This window comes from Vibrio pomeroyi (assembly GCF_024347595.1).
Taxonomy (GTDB): Bacteria; Pseudomonadota; Gammaproteobacteria; order Enterobacterales; family Vibrionaceae; genus Vibrio; species Vibrio pomeroyi.
On sequence record NZ_AP025506.1, the window covers coordinates 269340 to 285223 of the forward strand.

13 protein-coding genes and 1 rRNA gene are annotated in these 15884 nt (G+C 44.5%); 11 read left to right on the forward strand and 3 right to left on the reverse strand.

Features of this window, described 5'->3' with window-relative positions; all coding sequences use genetic code 11:
• Nucleotides 1-2 precede the first annotated feature (2 nt).
• Both alr and OCV12_RS01290 read left to right on the forward strand, forming a co-directional pair.
• Nucleotides 3-1088, forward strand: a complete 1086-nt coding sequence (gene alr / locus OCV12_RS01285; RefSeq protein ID WP_261885176.1) for an alanine racemase — start codon at nucleotides 3-5, stop codon at nucleotides 1086-1088.
• 23 nt (nucleotides 1089-1111) lie between these two features.
• Complete coding sequence (locus OCV12_RS01290; RefSeq protein ID WP_261885177.1) at nucleotides 1112-2317, forward strand: BamA/TamA family outer membrane protein; 1206 nt, start codon at nucleotides 1112-1114, stop codon at nucleotides 2315-2317.
• A 117-nt stretch (nucleotides 2318-2434) separates the two neighbouring features.
• Here the strand turns inward: OCV12_RS01290 and OCV12_RS01295 are convergent, their stop codons facing one another.
• Nucleotides 2435-2854 carry a secondary thiamine-phosphate synthase enzyme YjbQ gene (locus OCV12_RS01295; protein WP_239717185.1) on the reverse strand — a complete coding sequence of 140 codons (420 nt, stop codon included), beginning with the start codon at nucleotides 2852-2854 and terminating at the stop codon, nucleotides 2435-2437.
• Nucleotides 2855-3180: 326 nt separating this feature from the next.
• On the opposite strand from OCV12_RS01295, the gene pgi reads away from it, so the two are divergent.
• Nucleotides 3181-4833 (forward strand): glucose-6-phosphate isomerase, encoded by a 1653-nt coding sequence (gene pgi, locus OCV12_RS01300; protein ID WP_017632690.1) that lies wholly within the window; start codon nucleotides 3181-3183, stop codon nucleotides 4831-4833.
• A gap of 157 nt (nucleotides 4834-4990) precedes the next feature.
• On the opposite strand, the gene OCV12_RS01305 is transcribed toward pgi, so the two are convergent.
• Both OCV12_RS01305 and zur read right to left on the reverse strand, forming a co-directional pair.
• Nucleotides 4991-5452 (reverse strand): chemotaxis protein CheX, encoded by a 462-nt coding sequence (locus OCV12_RS01305; RefSeq protein WP_017059940.1) that lies wholly within the window; start codon nucleotides 5450-5452, stop codon nucleotides 4991-4993.
• Nucleotides 5453-5469: 17 nt separating this feature from the next.
• Complete coding sequence (gene zur, locus OCV12_RS01310) at nucleotides 5470-5928, reverse strand: zinc uptake transcriptional repressor Zur (protein WP_026084434.1); 459 nt, start codon at nucleotides 5926-5928, stop codon at nucleotides 5470-5472.
• Between the two features lie 314 nt (nucleotides 5929-6242).
• Here zur and dusA point away from each other — a divergent pair, with 314 nt between their 5' ends.
• The 8 genes from dusA to OCV12_RS01350 all read left to right on the forward strand — a co-directional run bounded on the left by dusA (nucleotide 6243) and on the right by OCV12_RS01350 (nucleotide 15617).
• A complete protein-coding gene (gene dusA, locus OCV12_RS01315; protein WP_261885178.1) occupies nucleotides 6243-7223 on the forward strand; it encodes a tRNA dihydrouridine(20/20a) synthase DusA in 981 nt (326 codons plus the stop codon).
• A gap of 211 nt (nucleotides 7224-7434) precedes the next feature.
• Complete coding sequence (pspG, locus tag OCV12_RS01320; RefSeq protein ID WP_017632687.1) at nucleotides 7435-7656, forward strand: envelope stress response protein PspG; 222 nt, start codon at nucleotides 7435-7437, stop codon at nucleotides 7654-7656.
• 135 nt (nucleotides 7657-7791) lie between these two features.
• On the forward strand, nucleotides 7792-8457 hold the full coding sequence (locus OCV12_RS01325) for a TIGR04219 family outer membrane beta-barrel protein (protein ID WP_261885179.1): 666 nt from the start codon (nucleotides 7792-7794) through the stop codon (nucleotides 8455-8457).
• 233 nt (nucleotides 8458-8690) lie between these two features.
• Nucleotides 8691-8921 (forward strand): hypothetical protein, encoded by a 231-nt coding sequence (locus OCV12_RS01330; RefSeq protein WP_017632684.1) that lies wholly within the window; start codon nucleotides 8691-8693, stop codon nucleotides 8919-8921.
• A gap of 123 nt (nucleotides 8922-9044) precedes the next feature.
• Complete coding sequence (locus OCV12_RS01335) at nucleotides 9045-10910, forward strand: assimilatory sulfite reductase (NADPH) flavoprotein subunit (RefSeq protein WP_261885180.1); 1866 nt, start codon at nucleotides 9045-9047, stop codon at nucleotides 10908-10910.
• Entirely contained in the window at nucleotides 10910-12637 is a 1728-nt protein-coding gene (gene cysI, locus OCV12_RS01340; protein WP_261885181.1) for an assimilatory sulfite reductase (NADPH) hemoprotein subunit, read from the forward strand. Before OCV12_RS01335 ends, cysI begins: the two co-directional genes overlap by 1 nt.
• On the forward strand, nucleotides 12630-13406 hold the full coding sequence (locus OCV12_RS01345; RefSeq protein WP_261885182.1) for a phosphoadenylyl-sulfate reductase: 777 nt from the start codon (nucleotides 12630-12632) through the stop codon (nucleotides 13404-13406). Before cysI ends, OCV12_RS01345 begins: the two co-directional genes overlap by 8 nt.
• A gap of 656 nt (nucleotides 13407-14062) precedes the next feature.
• A 16S ribosomal RNA gene (locus OCV12_RS01350) occupies nucleotides 14063-15617 on the forward strand.
• Nucleotides 15618-15884 lie beyond the last annotated feature (267 nt).

Genomic DNA, 15884 nt, shown 5'->3' on the forward strand with positions numbered 1-15884 from the left:
TAATGACGTATATGAAAGCAGCGACGGCAAGTATTGATCTTAGTGCGTTGGAACATAACCTTCGCCAAATAAAGTCGAAGGCTCCGCAATGTAAAGTTATGTCGGTTGTGAAAGCGAATGGCTACGGACACGGCTTACTGCATATTGCTAAGCACTCGAAAAACTCAGATGCGTTTGGTGTTGCTCGTATTGAAGAAGCCTTACAGCTACGTGCTGGTGGCATTGTTCAACCTGTTTTATTGCTTGAGGGTTTTTACTCGTCAGGTGATTTACCAATATTGGTGACCAATAACATCCAAACTGTGGTGCATTGTGAAGAGCAACTGAGCGCTCTAGAAAATTCAGTTCTTGAATCACCCGTTGTGGTGTGGCTGAAAGTTGATAGCGGCATGCATCGCTTGGGTGTTCGTTCTGAACAATATCAAGATTTCGTTGAGCGCCTGCACCAATGTCCTAACGTGGCTAAGCCTTTGCGCTACATGAGCCACTTTGGCTGTGCTGATGAGTTAGACAAAGCAACCACAGAGCAACAGACTGAATTATTCCTATCTCTGACAGAAGGCTGTGAGGGTGAGCGCTCACTGGCCGCTTCTGCTGGTTTGTTGGCTTGGCCTGATAGCCACCTTGATTGGGTGCGTCCTGGTATCATCTCTTATGGTGTATCGCCGTTTGTTGATAAATCAGCACAAGAGCTTGGCTTTATGCCTGTGATGACTCTGACCTCTCACCTGATTGCAGTTCGTGATGTTAAAGCGGGTGAAAGCGTGGGTTATGGCGGTAACTGGACCAGTGAACGTGACACCAAAGTTGGCGTTATCGCGATTGGTTACGGTGATGGTTACCCTCGAACTGCGCCTAACGGCACGCCTGTGTTTGTCAACGGTAGAAAGGTGCCAATCGCAGGCAGAGTATCTATGGATATGTTAACGGTCGACCTTGGCCCCAATGCTCAAGATAAAGTCGGTGATGAAGCAACACTTTGGGGCAAAGAATTACCCTCAGAGGAAGTCGCAGAGCATATCGGCACTATCGCTTATGAGTTGGTCACTAAGCTGACTTCTCGTGTTGCGATGGAATATGTGAAGTAGCTATGAGTCTTGTAAGGTAAATTATGTTCAAGCGAACGACTCGACACTGGTTAATGTCAGCAATGGCATTACTCGGTGTTAGCTTTTCTTCTTCAGCCTTAAGTGAAGAAAAAGATACCGCCTTTGTCCCTTTCTATTTCAGCACTGAAACCATGGGCAATACCTTTGGTGTTGCGGGTGTCGCAAAGGGTGTTTGGCAGCCTCAAGCAGCTCTGTTTGGTATGGCGCTTTATTCTGACAAAGACAGCTATGTTGGTTTTCTCTCTGCGTTTAACTATGCCTTGTCTGAAAACGTGTTGTTCAGCACTCAGATGTATCAAGCGCGCTTCAACGATAACCCGTATTACATTGGCTCTCAAGGCGATAACGATTCATCCATCGATGACAAAACCATTGCCGATGGTCTAGAACAAAACTATCAGTTCGAATTTAAGTATTTGCTGCCTTGGGGCAATGTGGCAGAGCATGGTTTGCTTGGTGCTTTTCAGCCAATCAAAGATGTGAATTTTGCTTCACCAGTTGAGTCGGGTGTCAGCTCGATTATCTTCACGCCTTTTTATACCGCTCGTGAGTTAGAAGGTTTAAATAACAGTGAAGAAGCGACAGGTTTTAGTTTAGCGTTTGATTGGGATAACCGTGACAGCACACGTAACCCAACCAAAGGTTCTCATACCAACCTTGAATTCACCACCGGTGCCGATAGTTGGTCTGACGATGACTTGTGGTTGAAGTGGACATTCCAAAATAGTCAGTACTTCGCTTTGGGTCCGCTAGGGGACTTATTCGACCAACAAGTCGTGGCATTTGATTTCTATACGGCTGATACACCAACGTGGGATAACTGTTCAGGTCAAGACTGTGCTCGTCCACCGGAAACGGAGCAAGCCCGATTAGGTGGTTTGTATCGCTTACGAGGCTACACTGGAGGTCGTTATCATGGACGCTCGGCGGTGCATTACTCTGCAGAATACCGTGTACTTCCTGATTGGCAGCCGCTGGGTGATATCCCACTGATTAACTACTACGATTTGCCTTGGTGGCAATGGGTGGCGTTTGCCGAAGTAGGGCGCGTTGCAGATGAGTACGATATCAAAACTCTGCACACGGATATGAAATGGAGCCTTGGTGGCGCAGTTCGTTTTCAAGTGGAAGGTATTGTTGTTCGAGCGGAATTAGCGCGAGGCGGCGATGAGGGCACCTTTAGGGTTATGATAAACCAGCCCTTCTAAAGCTTTCGGCCTACAGTAGGCCAAATACTATTTTCATAAGAGTGGTAGTGGAAACACACCACTCTTTTTTATTAATAAGATATTGTTTCTATTAAAAATACCTAGCTTTCAAGCAGTCTACTCACCTTGAATCGTCGCAATTACTGTTCGGCTTCCACCACAATCTCGATGTTCACCTAAGTAAATACCCTGCCATGTTCCCAAAGCTAAACGACCATTGGTGATAGGGATTGTCACACTGTTGCCAAGTGTCGATGCTTTAATGTGAGCAGGCATATCATCATCGCCCTCATAGGTGTGTCTGTAGTAGGGCGCTCGCTCTGGGACAAACTTGTTGAAGTGCGATTCCATATCGCTACGGACAGTCGGATCGGCGTTCTCATTCAGTGTTAGGCTGGCAGAGGTATGCTGAATAAAGAGATGTAATAAACCAACAGATAGAGAATTGATATCGTGTATCTGTTGTTCAATTTCATCAGTAATGAGATGGAATCCACGCTTTCGTGCATTTAGGTGTATAGTCTTCTGAATCCACATACGCCATCCTCTATAATGTATTTGGAAAAAAAGTGGTTTAACGCTATCTTTTGAACTTGAATTTATCAGGTCTCGCTCACATTTAATTATGTTAGAGCTAGAGTCTGCTCCGATCTTTCTGTCAGGAATTCGAATCCTGATTTATCTCAAGGTGCAGCTCTTCATATACGGCATAATACGTCGTGAAAAAAAATTACAAAGAATCTTTCAGTGGTGATGCGGTTTGGTCATCACAGAAAAATATAAACTTTCGCCTAATCGGGGGTTCTATTCATCACCCAGGTGACGTTTAGAATAAAACCTACAGTAACATCGGGATAGATACCATGTTGAAAAATATCAACCCAACGCAAACACAAGCGTGGAAAGCTCTAACTGCACATTTTGAGTCTGCTCAAGATATGGATATGAAAGAGCTATTTGCTCAAGATGCAAAGCGTTTCGAGAGCTTTTCTACTCGTTTCGGTTCAGACATCTTAGTGGATTACTCTAAGAACTTAATCGACGCTGAGACGATGCAGCACCTATTTGCTCTTGCAAACGAGACTGAAGTTAAGTCTGCAATTGAAGCGATGTTTGGCGGTGATGCAATCAACAAGACTGAAGGTCGTTCAGTACTTCACACAGCTCTACGTAACCGTAGCGACAACCCAGTAATGGTTGATGGCAAAGACGTAATGCCTGCTGTTAACGCTGTATTAGCAAAAATGGAACTGTTCACGCACCGCATCGTTTCTGGTGAGTGGAAAGGTTACACAGGTAAAGAGATCACTGATGTAGTAAACATCGGTATCGGCGGTTCGGACCTTGGTCCATACATGGTGACTGAAGCGCTAACACCATACAAAACTCGCCTAAACATGCACTTCGTTTCTAACGTAGACGGTACTCACATCGTTGAGACTCTTAAGCCTCTAAACCCAGAAACAACGTTATTCCTAGTTGCATCTAAAACATTCACGACTCAAGAAACAATGACGAACGCGCACTCTGCGCGTGATTGGTTCTTGGCTGAAGCGGGTGACAACGCACACGTTGCTAAACACTTCGCAGCACTATCAACAAACGCAACAGCAGTAGCTGAGTTTGGTATCGATACTGACAACATGTTCGAATTCTGGGACTGGGTTGGTGGTCGTTACTCACTATGGTCTGCGATAGGTCTTTCTATTTCTCTTTCTGTAGGCTTCGATAACTTCGTTGAGCTACTAGAAGGTGCTCACGAGATGGATAACCACTTTGCTTCAACTGAGTTTGAAAGCAATATTCCAGTAATCCTTGCTCTTATCGGTATTTGGTACAACAACTTCCACGGTGCTGAGTCGGAAGCTATCCTACCTTACGACCAATACATGCACCGTTTCGCTGCGTACTTCCAGCAAGGTAACATGGAATCGAATGGTAAGTTTGTAGACCGTGAAGGCAACCCAGTAGAGTACCAAACAGGTCCTATCATCTGGGGTGAACCAGGTACAAACGGTCAGCACGCTTTCTACCAGCTGATTCACCAAGGCACTAAGCTGATCCCATCAGACTTCATTGCGCCTGCTATCAGCCACAACCCTGCATCTGATCACCATCAGAAGCTGATGTCTAACTTCTTTGCTCAAACTGAAGCTCTAGCTTTCGGTAAGACAAAAGAGACAGTAGAAGCTGAATTCCTAGCAGCTGGCAAAACAGCTGAAGAAGTAGCTGAGCTAGTACCTTTCAAAGTATTTGAAGGTAACCGCCCAACAAACTCAATTCTTGTTAAGCAAATCAACCCTCGCTCTTTAGGTAACCTAATCGCGATGTACGAGCACAAGATCTTTGTTCAAGGCGTTATCTGGAACATCTTCAGCTTTGACCAATGGGGTGTAGAACTTGGTAAGCAACTAGCAAACCAAATTCTTCCAGAGCTTGCTGACGATGCACAAGTAACGTCTCACGACAGCTCAACTAACGGTCTGATCAACGCATTTAAAGCACTTAAAGCTTAATTGAGTTGATAACCTAAAAGAAACGCCAACCTTCGGGTTGGCGTTTTTGTATCTGTAGAGTATGCAATGGTTTAAATCGCAGGTAATAAAAAAGGCTGACGTATCCGTCAGCCTCTTAAATACAGCGTCAGCCTTTGAATATTCGCAGTGGCGACTTCTATTCGAAACAGATCTCGATGAAGGCATTACCCCATTGAGATGAGAAAGGCATGATGATGATCGCCCCATCACATTTGTGACGAATCGTGTGGCCTTTACCTGAAACCACGATTGGCGTTGCCATGTCGAAGTCAAAGCCGCTTTCTGCAAGAATACGTTTTGCACCGCCTGTTACCATGTTAGTGATTTCACCCACCATATCGGTCACCTCTTCATTTAGGCCGTTTGGTCGTTCACCTAGCATGTTTTCCATGATTTCGAGAGCGAGACCTTCATCGAAGGTGATCGACATCGAACCACGAGACTGTGTACCCACCATACCAATCAGGCCAGATACATCACCACGAGCGATTTCATCTTTCTTCACTCTTGGTTTTTGTGGCTTCAATTCTAGAGAAGCCATCGTTTTTAATACGTTCATCAAAGAAGCTAAAAACGGGTTTACAAATTCAGCGCGCATAATGTTCTTCTATAATCTTATTCTTTCATCTCAGAGGAGCAGCTTTGGCAAATGCCATGTGATTCAATGACATGATTGGTCAATTGAAAGCCATGCTTCTCAGCGTTACTCGCGAGTAGAGTGACAAGCGCATCGTCTTGCAGTTCTATCACAGTGCCACATTTATCGCAGATCAGTAGTTGAGAGAAATGTTTGTCGGCATTGCAAGAACAGCAGCATATAAAGCTATTGGTTGACTCAACTCGGTGAATGAAACCTTGTTCTAACAAGAAATCTAAAGCGCGATAAACCGTAGGTGGTTTGGCTTGTGGTTCACTGACTTTCAACTGCTCTAATAATTCATAAGCACTGGAGGCTTTTTTATTAGAGAGAATGAGCTCAAACACTCGCTTTCTCTGAGGCGTTAATCGAACGCCTCGCGATGCGCATATCCCTTCAACTTGCTCTATTAATGTGTGGTCCAAATTTTTCACCATTCAATCGGCCATCCCTATTCTAACTCTATTTCTAGGTTACTACGTTTTGGGAGCCAATGATTTCTATTAAAGTCAGGTACAGAGCGTATTGTGACCCACGACTTTGAATAAGACAAGGTAACTCAAAATGACAGTGTGACTCAAGGCATAACTGATTAGTGAGGTTGAATTAGAGATCTGGTGAATAGGTTTATAAAAAAAGTGTGAGGCAAAGTTCATATAGCACAAACAGGGCATAGCATTTACAATAGCCGACCTTGCTTTTGCTGGGTATTCCAGCATATTTTTTTGACTCGCTACTAGGGTACTTTGCCATGACACATTCATGTAGGTTGTCCGTCGCTCCAATGCTCGATTGGACTGACCGCCACTGTCGTTACTTTCACCGTTTGCTTTCTCAGCAGACTCTTCTGTACACGGAAATGGTAACAACGGGCGCGATCTTACATGGTAAGGGCGACTTCCTAGAATATAACGAGCAAGAACACCCTCTTGCACTTCAACTTGGTGGCTCTAACCCAGTTGATTTAGCTGCTTGTGCGAAACTTGCTGGTGAGCGCGGCTATGATGAAGTGAACCTAAACGTAGGTTGCCCTTCAGACCGAGTTCAAAATGGTCGCTTTGGTGCTTGCCTAATGGCTGAGCCTGAGCTGGTGGCGGATTGTGTATCGGCAATGAAAGAAGTGACCGATATTCCAATCACTGTGAAAACGCGAATTGGCATTGATGACCAAGACTCTTATGAGTTTCTAACTAAGTTTGTTTCGACGGTTTCAGAAAAAGGCGGCTGTGAGCAATTTACTATTCATGCACGTAAAGCGTGGTTGAGTGGTCTTAGCCCGAAAGAGAACCGAGAGATCCCACCTCTAGACTACGGTCGTGCATACCAAATCAAGAAAGACTTCTCTGATCTAGTGATTGCAGTAAACGGCGGTATCACTACGTTAGAACAGACTAAAGAACACCTTCAGCACCTTGATGGTGTGATGATTGGTCGTGAGGCTTACCATAGTCCATTTATTCTTGCGGAAGTTGACCAACAGATCTTTGGCTTAGATACGCCAATTAAGAAACGCTCACAAGTTGTGGAAGAGATGTACCCGTACATTGAGCGTGAGCTTTCAAATGGTGCGAGCCTAGGACATATCTCTCGTCATATGCTTGGTCTTTTCCAAAGCATGCCGGGTGCGAGACAATGGCGTCGCTACATCAGCGAAAATGCACATAAGAAAGGCGCGGGTATCGAAGTAATGCAGACGGCATTGGCTAAGATTCCTAAAGAGCTGAACGTATAGCCTCTCTCAAGGTGAAGAGCCTGCGTTAAGGTTAAATTCGCCATTAGAGGCTAAATTTACCACTTTGATTTATTGGAAAGCCACGTATGAAAATGCGTGGCTTTTTATTTGCTTGATAAATCAGGGTTTTGTTGGTTTTTGTAACTTGGTACAGAAGCTGCAATATTAGAAAGTAGGAAAGATAGGTCATGAACTCATTAGGGAGACCATTATGTTTGAATTAATCTTTGTTCTTATTTTTGTAGCAACTCTGCTTGTCACTGGTATTACGTTTATGACGGTATTGGCCGCAACTGGCGTAGCACTGTTAGTCATGCTGGTCTTGGGTATGATGAGTGTCGTCTTTAAGCTGTTGCCTTGGTTGATTGTGATTGCAATCGGTGTGTGGTTTTTCAAAAACTATGTACACAGTTCTAACCAAAGACGTTACTAACGTCATGGTGCCGTCAAATCTTTATTCACCAGCGGTTTATCGTTCTAGTCTTTAAGATGTGTGATAGAATTTTCCCCAATAATCTATGAATGTGCATACACTTAGCACAACGATATGGAATTGGAGCTATCTCAAATGAATAAAATGCCATTAATTGCTTTAGTAGGAATGCTATCTTTAAGTTCGGCAGTCGCTGCTGAAGAAGAGTTTTCTTACACGGCTAAAGTCGGTGCCGATATGTGGTGGGGAAGTACCAAGCTAAACGAAGTGAGACAAGACGAAGACTCTAACTCTCCTTCTGTGTATTTCGCATTTGAGCATAATGCCCCAATGCTGCCAAATGCTAGCTTCCGTTATACGTCTATTGATACAGATGCGTTGGCCTTTGATAAGTACGACTACACGTTTTACTACACTCTGTTAGAACACAAGCTGATGAACTTTGATGCGGGTGTGACGTTTACTCAATACTCGAATTCGAACTACATTGAGCCTCAAACGATTACTCAAACAAGCTTTGATGAGTTTACGTGGAGTTTCTACGGTAACGCAGAGATCAACGTTCCTGATACCAATTTCGATATCATTGGTACGATGGAGTTCGGTGATAGCAGCGGTATTAAGAGTACGGACTTAATGGCAGGGGTTCAGTACCGAATTCCTGTGTCAGAATCTGAAATTGCTCTGCGTGGTGGCTACCGTGTTATCGACCTAGACTCAGATGAGTTCTTTAAGTCTGATCTAGGTAAAAGCTTTGTCATGGTCGATGGCTGGTTTGCTGGTGCGGAAGTACGTTTCTAAGCGATTAACGCTTATTTTAAAAAGCATTTAGAACAAATTTTAAGAACGCCACTTTATTAAGTGGCGTTTTTTTATATCTGTTGGTTATACCTAAGCATCTTGAGGTTACTTGGGTATATATCTTTCTGGAATTAGTTAGCACATTCATCACTTTCGACCATCCTTATACAGAGAGCTGATTAGCGTCTATTCTTATAGAGTCTATGTTGTGAGGTCAAAGCAAGGGATGGAATATGACACTCAATGAATTACGAAATTTATATCGAGAAAACCTGCTAGTGGAAGCAGTCATAGAGCCCTCAATACAAGAAGGGTCTTGGGTTGTAGAGTTTCGCCATATGGGAGGCGGCTTTGTTCTGCTCACTGATGTTCATGGTGAGGAGTGCCATTATGCGGATCTAGACTTAGCATCTAAGTCGGCAATGGCGGTTGGCTTTCAGCAAGTACGGATTGAAAACCAGTAAGTCAAATTGCGTTTCAATCGGTTTTTACTTCCAAAAAGTTATAAAACATACTTTTCTATTCTTTCTTGTTATTAAAAGGAGTGGTTAATCTATCGTCACGCAATGATTAGGGATGTCGTGACCATGTCTTTAAATAAGAAAGAGTCTTCACAAAATAATAATGCACAGTCTGGGACTAATGAGTTACCTGGGCTAGCAGCACCACTTAATGACCAACAATTAGGTCATCTTCAGCAAACTGTTTCTGAGCTATCTTCTCAGCAACTGGCATGGGTCAGTGGCTATCTTTGGGGTGTGAGCCAAGCTCAGCCTGTAGGTGCAGCTGCGCCAATCGCTCAAGCTGCCGCTGCTGTAGCCGCTAAACCTGCGGGTAAGTTAAGTATTATCTTTGCTTCTCAAACGGGTAACGCGAAAGGTGTTGCTGAATCGCTTGAAGCAGAAGCCAAAGCCTTAGGGATTGCCGTCGAGCTTTTCGATGCAAGTGACTATAAAGGTAAGAATCTAGCTAAAGAGACACATGTCATTTTTGTAGCATCAACCAATGGTGAAGGTGAAGCACCTGATAACGCTATTGAGTTGCACGAATTCCTTCAATCTAAGAAGGCGCCAAAGCTAGCAAACCTACAATATGGCGTGATCGGTTTAGGTGATTCAAGCTACGAGTTCTTCTGCCAAACTGCTAAAGACTTCGATAACTTCCTTTCTAAGCTTGGTGCTAAATCGTTTGTCGATCGTCTTGATTGCGATGTTGATTACGAAGCATCGGCAACAGAGTGGCGAGCGAAAGCACTGTCACAAGTTCAAGAAGCATTGTCGACGGGCGCTGAAGCTGAAGTGGTTCAGCTGCCAGTAGGCCAAGCGGCGGCTGGTCATTCGCAATACACCAAACAAAATCCATACACAGCGACATTGCTAACAAGCCAGAAGATCACTGGTCGTGATTCAGGTAAAGATGTTCGTCATATCGAGATTGATCTTGATGAGTCTGGTATCACTTATCAACCGGGTGACGCGTTGGGCGTGTGGTACGAAAACAGTTCAGAATTGGCGAATCAGATTCTAGCTAAGGTTGGGCTGTCTGGTATCGAGAGTGTCGATGTAGATGGTGAAAGCTTATCTATCCATAGCGCTCTAGTGAGCAAGTTCGAGATCACCACGTCAAACCCTCAGCTTGTAACTAAGTTTGCAGAGTTATCTGGCAGCAAGAAGTTAATCAAGCTGGTGGAAGATAAAGACAAGCTTCGTGAATACGCAGGCAATACTCAGATCGTTGACGTATTAGCAGAGAAGAAAACCAAATTATCAGCTGATGAGTTATTGGGCTTATTACGTAAGCTGACTCCACGTCTCTACTCTATTGCATCGAGCCAAGCAGAAGTGGATGAAGAAGTTCATTTAACGGTTGGCTTAGTTGAATACCAAAAAGGTGAAGAGTCTCGTTTAGGAGGAGCATCAAGCTTCTTGGCTCAGCGCCTTGAAGAAGGTGGCGAAGTTAAGGTGTTTGTAGAGAACAACAATAACTTCAAGCTACCACACGACGACAACACGCCAATCATTATGGTCGGCCCAGGCACAGGTATCGCACCTTTCCGTAGTTTTGTTCAAGAGCGTGAAAACAATGATGCTCAAGGTAAGAGCTGGTTATTCTTCGGCGATCGTACCTTTACTCAAGATTTCTTATACCAAGTTGAATGGCAGAAATACCTCAAATCTGGTGCGCTAACCAAATTGGATGTTGCCTTTAGTCGTGACCAAGAAGAAAAAGTTTATGTTCAAGACCGTTTAATAGGACAAGCTGAGCAGGTATGGCAATGGCTGCAAGAGGGCGCGTACCTTTATGTTTGTGGTGATGCGACTCGAATGGCGAAAGATGTTCATGAAGCATTAGTTACTATTGCGGAAAAACATGGCAACCAAAGCCGTGACCAAGCTGAACAATATATTAATGATTTACGTAAAGCGAAACGTTACCAAAGGGATGTGTACTAATGAGCAAGCAAGTAATAGAGCAAGAAGTGCTAGGTCAAGTACTTGGACCTTTGGCTGACAATGAGCGTTTGAAGCGTGAAAGTAAGAATCTACGCGGTACGATTGAACAAGACCTTCAAGACCGTATCACTGGTGGTTTTACCGCAGACAACTTTCAGCTGATCCGATTCCACGGGATGTATCAACAAGATGACCGAGACATTCGCAACGAACGTGCAAAACAAAAGCTAGAACCTTTACATAATGTCATGCTTCGTGCGCGTATGCCTGGTGGCATCATTACACCTAAACAATGGCTAGCGATTGATAAGTTCGCCGATGAAAGTACCTCTTATGGTTCTATCCGTCTAACAACACGTCAAACTTTCCAGTTCCATGGTGTGTTGAAGCCGAACATTAAATTGATGCACCAAACGCTAAACAGTATTGGTATTGATTCAATTGCGACAGCAGGTGACGTAAACCGAAATGTTCTGTGTACAACAAACCCGGTTGAATCTGAGCTTCATCAAGAAGCGTATGAGTGGGCGAAAAAGATCAGTGAACACCTATTACCAAAGACTCGTGCTTATGCAGAAATCTGGTTGGATGGTGAGAAATTAGAAACAACAGACGAAGAACCTATCCTAGGTAGCAACTATCTACCGCGTAAGTTCAAGACGACGGTTGTGATTCCTCCACAGAATGACGTCGACGTTCATGCCAATGACCTTAACTTTGTTGCGATCGCAAAAGACGGAAAGCTGGTGGGCTTTAACGTGTTAGTGGGTGGCGGCTTAGCAATGACGCACGGCGATACTTCTACCTATGCACGTAAAGCTGACGACTTTGGTTTTGTACCATTAGAGAAGACATTAGATGTAGCCGCTGCAGTGGTGACTACACAGCGTGATTGGGGTAACCGTTCAAACCGTAAGAACGCAAAAACCAAATATACATTAGACCGTGTTGGCATTGATGTATTCAAAGCGGAAGTTGAAAAGCGTGCCGGTGTCGAGTTCTCTGAAAGTCGTCCTTATGAGTTTACTGGCCGTGGTGACCGTATCGGTTGGGCGGAAGGTATCGACGGAAAACACCACTTAGCACTGTTTATTGAAAATGGTCGTTTACTTGATTTCCCAGGTAAGGCTTTGAAAACCGGTGTGGCTGAAATTGCGAAGATCCACAAAGGCGATTTCCGCATGACTGCAAACCAAAACTTAATTGTTGCAGGTGTCCCTAAAAGCCAAAAGGCCAAGATTGAGAAATTGGCACGTCAATATGGTTTGATGGATGACGCGGTAAGTGAACAGCGCAAAAATTCAATGGCGTGTGTGGCATTCCCAACATGTCCTTTAGCAATGGCAGAAGCCGAACGTTTTCTTCCAGAGTTTGTTACCGATGTTGAAGGTATTCTCAAGAAACATGGATTACCAGAAGAAGATAACATCATCCTTCGAATCACTGGTTGTCCAAATGGCTGTGGTCGCGCGATGTTGGCTGAACTTGGTTTAGTGGGTAAAGCACCAGGTCGTTACAATATGCACTTAGGTGGGAACAAAGCCGGTACTCGTATCCCTAAGATGTATAAAGAGAACATCACATCAGCTCAGATCTTAGAAGAGATTGATTCGCTGGTGGGACGCTGGGCTACAGAACGACAAGACAATGAAGGCTTTGGTGATTTCACCATCCGAGCCGGCATCATCGAAGAGGTGATCATTTCAAAGAGGGATCTGCATGCATAATTCTGTCGCTTCAAAGCTGAAGCTAGCAGAACTACTCGCATTGACTAAGACGGAGCAAATACTTCGTCTTGGACAAATTAATGCTGAGTTAGAACAGCTAACAGCATTAGAAAGAGTTAAGTGGGCATTAGAAAACTTGGAAGGAACACATGTAGTGTCTTCAAGTTTCGGCATTCAAGCCGCGTTAATGCTTCACTTGGTCACACAAGCAAAACCGGATATTCCTGTTATCTTGACAGATACAGGCTATCTATTCCCTGAAACGTATCGCTTTATAGATGAGTTAAGTCAGAAGTTGACTCTAAACCTTCAAGTCTTTCGCGCACAACAGAGCCCTAATTGGCAAGAAGCACAATATGGCAAACTTTGGGATCAAGGTATAGAAGGGATAGAGAAGTACAACAAGCTTAATAAAGTAGAACCGATGAGGCGGGCGCTAGATGAGCTTGAGGCTGGGACATGGTTTTCCGGTTTAAGAAGGGAGCAATCTCAATCGCGTGCAAATCTGCCAATCTTATCTATCCAAAATGGTGTGTTTAAATTCTTACCGGTAATCGATTGGACGAATAAAGATGTTCACTACTACCTGGAAGAACATGACCTGAGTTATCACCCGCTTCGAGAGCAGGGTTACCTTTCTGTTGGAGATACACATACGACTAAGAAATGGGAACCAGGTATGACGGAAGAAGAAACCCGCTTTAATGGGTTAAAGCGAGAATGTGGACTTCATGAGGATGATGGAGAGCAATATGGCTCTGGGATTTAGATTCCTTTCTATTTAAAAGGCTGCCATAAGGCAGCTTTTTTGTTTTTAGGGGGTAAGATTAAAGAGATTGTGGATAAGTCTGTGGTTATTTTGTAGGTACTTTGTAGTTAAAGTTGCATAAATAAGGCTTTGGGTGTTTATTCGGCATGTAGTCGTTATTTTTGTGTTTTTCTTTAATAAACACTTGCCAATGTGATGAACATCTCTATAATGCCGCCTCACTGACACGGCAGACGCCACAAGGCTTCAGCGAAGAATGTTAGTGAGGCAACTAGCTTTAAGCGATTATTCGCTTCTACTTTTAGAAAGTAGAAATTAATTTTCAAAAGTGTTTGACACTGAGAATTAAATCGCTAGAATGGCCGCCTCTTCCGAAGTGATGTAAGTCACAACGAAGAGAAGCTCTTTAACAATTTAAACCTATCAATCTGTGTGGGCACTCGTTGATGAATATCAAAACGTTTTATCGTTAGATAAAACAGATTCTTCGGAATCAAAATGATTTCAATGAACTGAGTGACCAATACAAATAACTTCGGTTATTTGGCACAGTCAATTCATTATCATTCTGTTGGAATGGTAATAGCTTTAGAATTACATGTTTACTTCGGTAAATATTAGTTTTGAAGTCAGTATTCGTTGAGTCACAAAATCTTAAATTGAAGAGTTTGATCATGGCTCAGATTGAACGCTGGCGGCAGGCCTAACACATGCAAGTCGAGCGGAAACGACACTAACAATCCTTCGGGTGCGTTAATGGGCGTCGAGCGGCGGACGGGTGAGTAATGCCTAGGAAATTGCCTTGATGTGGGGGATAACCATTGGAAACGATGGCTAATACCGCATAATGCCTACGGGCCAAAGAGGGGGACCTTCGGGCCTCTCGCGTCAAGATATGCCTAGGTGGGATTAGCTAGTTGGTGAGGTAATGGCTCACCAAGGCGACGATCCCTAGCTGGTCTGAGAGGATGATCAGCCACACTGGAACTGAGACACGGTCCAGACTCCTACGGGAGGCAGCAGTGGGGAATATTGCACAATGGGCGAAAGCCTGATGCAGCCATGCCGCGTGTATGAAGAAGGCCTTCGGGTTGTAAAGTACTTTCAGTTGTGAGGAAGGGGGTAGCGTTAATAGCGCTATCTCTTGACGTTAGCAACAGAAGAAGCACCGGCTAACTCCGTGCCAGCAGCCGCGGTAATACGGAGGGTGCGAGCGTTAATCGGAATTACTGGGCGTAAAGCGCATGCAGGTGGTTCATTAAGTCAGATGTGAAAGCCCGGGGCTCAACCTCGGAACTGCATTTGAAACTGGTGAACTAGAGTACTGTAGAGGGGGGTAGAATTTCAGGTGTAGCGGTGAAATGCGTAGAGATCTGAAGGAATACCAGTGGCGAAGGCGGCCCCCTGGACAGATACTGACACTCAGATGCGAAAGCGTGGGGAGCAAACAGGATTAGATACCCTGGTAGTCCACGCCGTAAACGATGTCTACTTGGAGGTTGTGGCCTTGAGCCGTGGCTTTCGGAGCTAACGCGTTAAGTAGACCGCCTGGGGAGTACGGTCGCAAGATTAAAACTCAAATGAATTGACGGGGGCCCGCACAAGCGGTGGAGCATGTGGTTTAATTCGATGCAACGCGAAGAACCTTACCTACTCTTGACATCCAGAGAAGCCAGCGGAGACGCAGGTGTGCCTTCGGGAGCTCTGAGACAGGTGCTGCATGGCTGTCGTCAGCTCGTGTTGTGAAATGTTGGGTTAAGTCCCGCAACGAGCGCAACCCTTATCCTTGTTTGCCAGCGAGTAATGTCGGGAACTCCAGGGAGACTGCCGGTGATAAACCGGAGGAAGGTGGGGACGACGTCAAGTCATCATGGCCCTTACGAGTAGGGCTACACACGTGCTACAATGGCGCATACAGAGGGCAGCAAGCCAGCGATGGTAAGCGAATCCCAAAAAGTGCGTCGTAGTCCGGATTGGAGTCTGCAACTCGACTCCATGAAGTCGGAATCGCTAGTAATCGTAGATCAGAATGCTACGGTGAATACGTTCCCGGGCCTTGTACACACCGCCCGTCACACCATGGGAGTGGGCTGCAAAAGAAGTGGGTAGTTTAACCTTTCGGGGAGGACGCTCACCACTTTGTGGTTCATGACTGGGGTGAAGTCGTAACAAGGTAGCCCTAGGGGAACCTGGGGCTGGATCACCTCCTTATACGAAGATATTCACGATAAGTGTCCACACAGATTGATGGTTTAGATTTAGTTAAAGCCAGAGCTTTAATTAATAACGCAAGTTATTGATTAAAGCTTTTTGCTTTATGCTCTTTAACAATTTGGAAAGCTGACTGATTGATTACTTACGAGTAATTCAATCAAATTTAAAAGTTCTCAATGTTTATCTTTTGATAAACACAACAAACACATTCAAGTGTCTTGTATTCGATTCAAATTCGTTTGAATCACATTGAGTCCGGCAAAC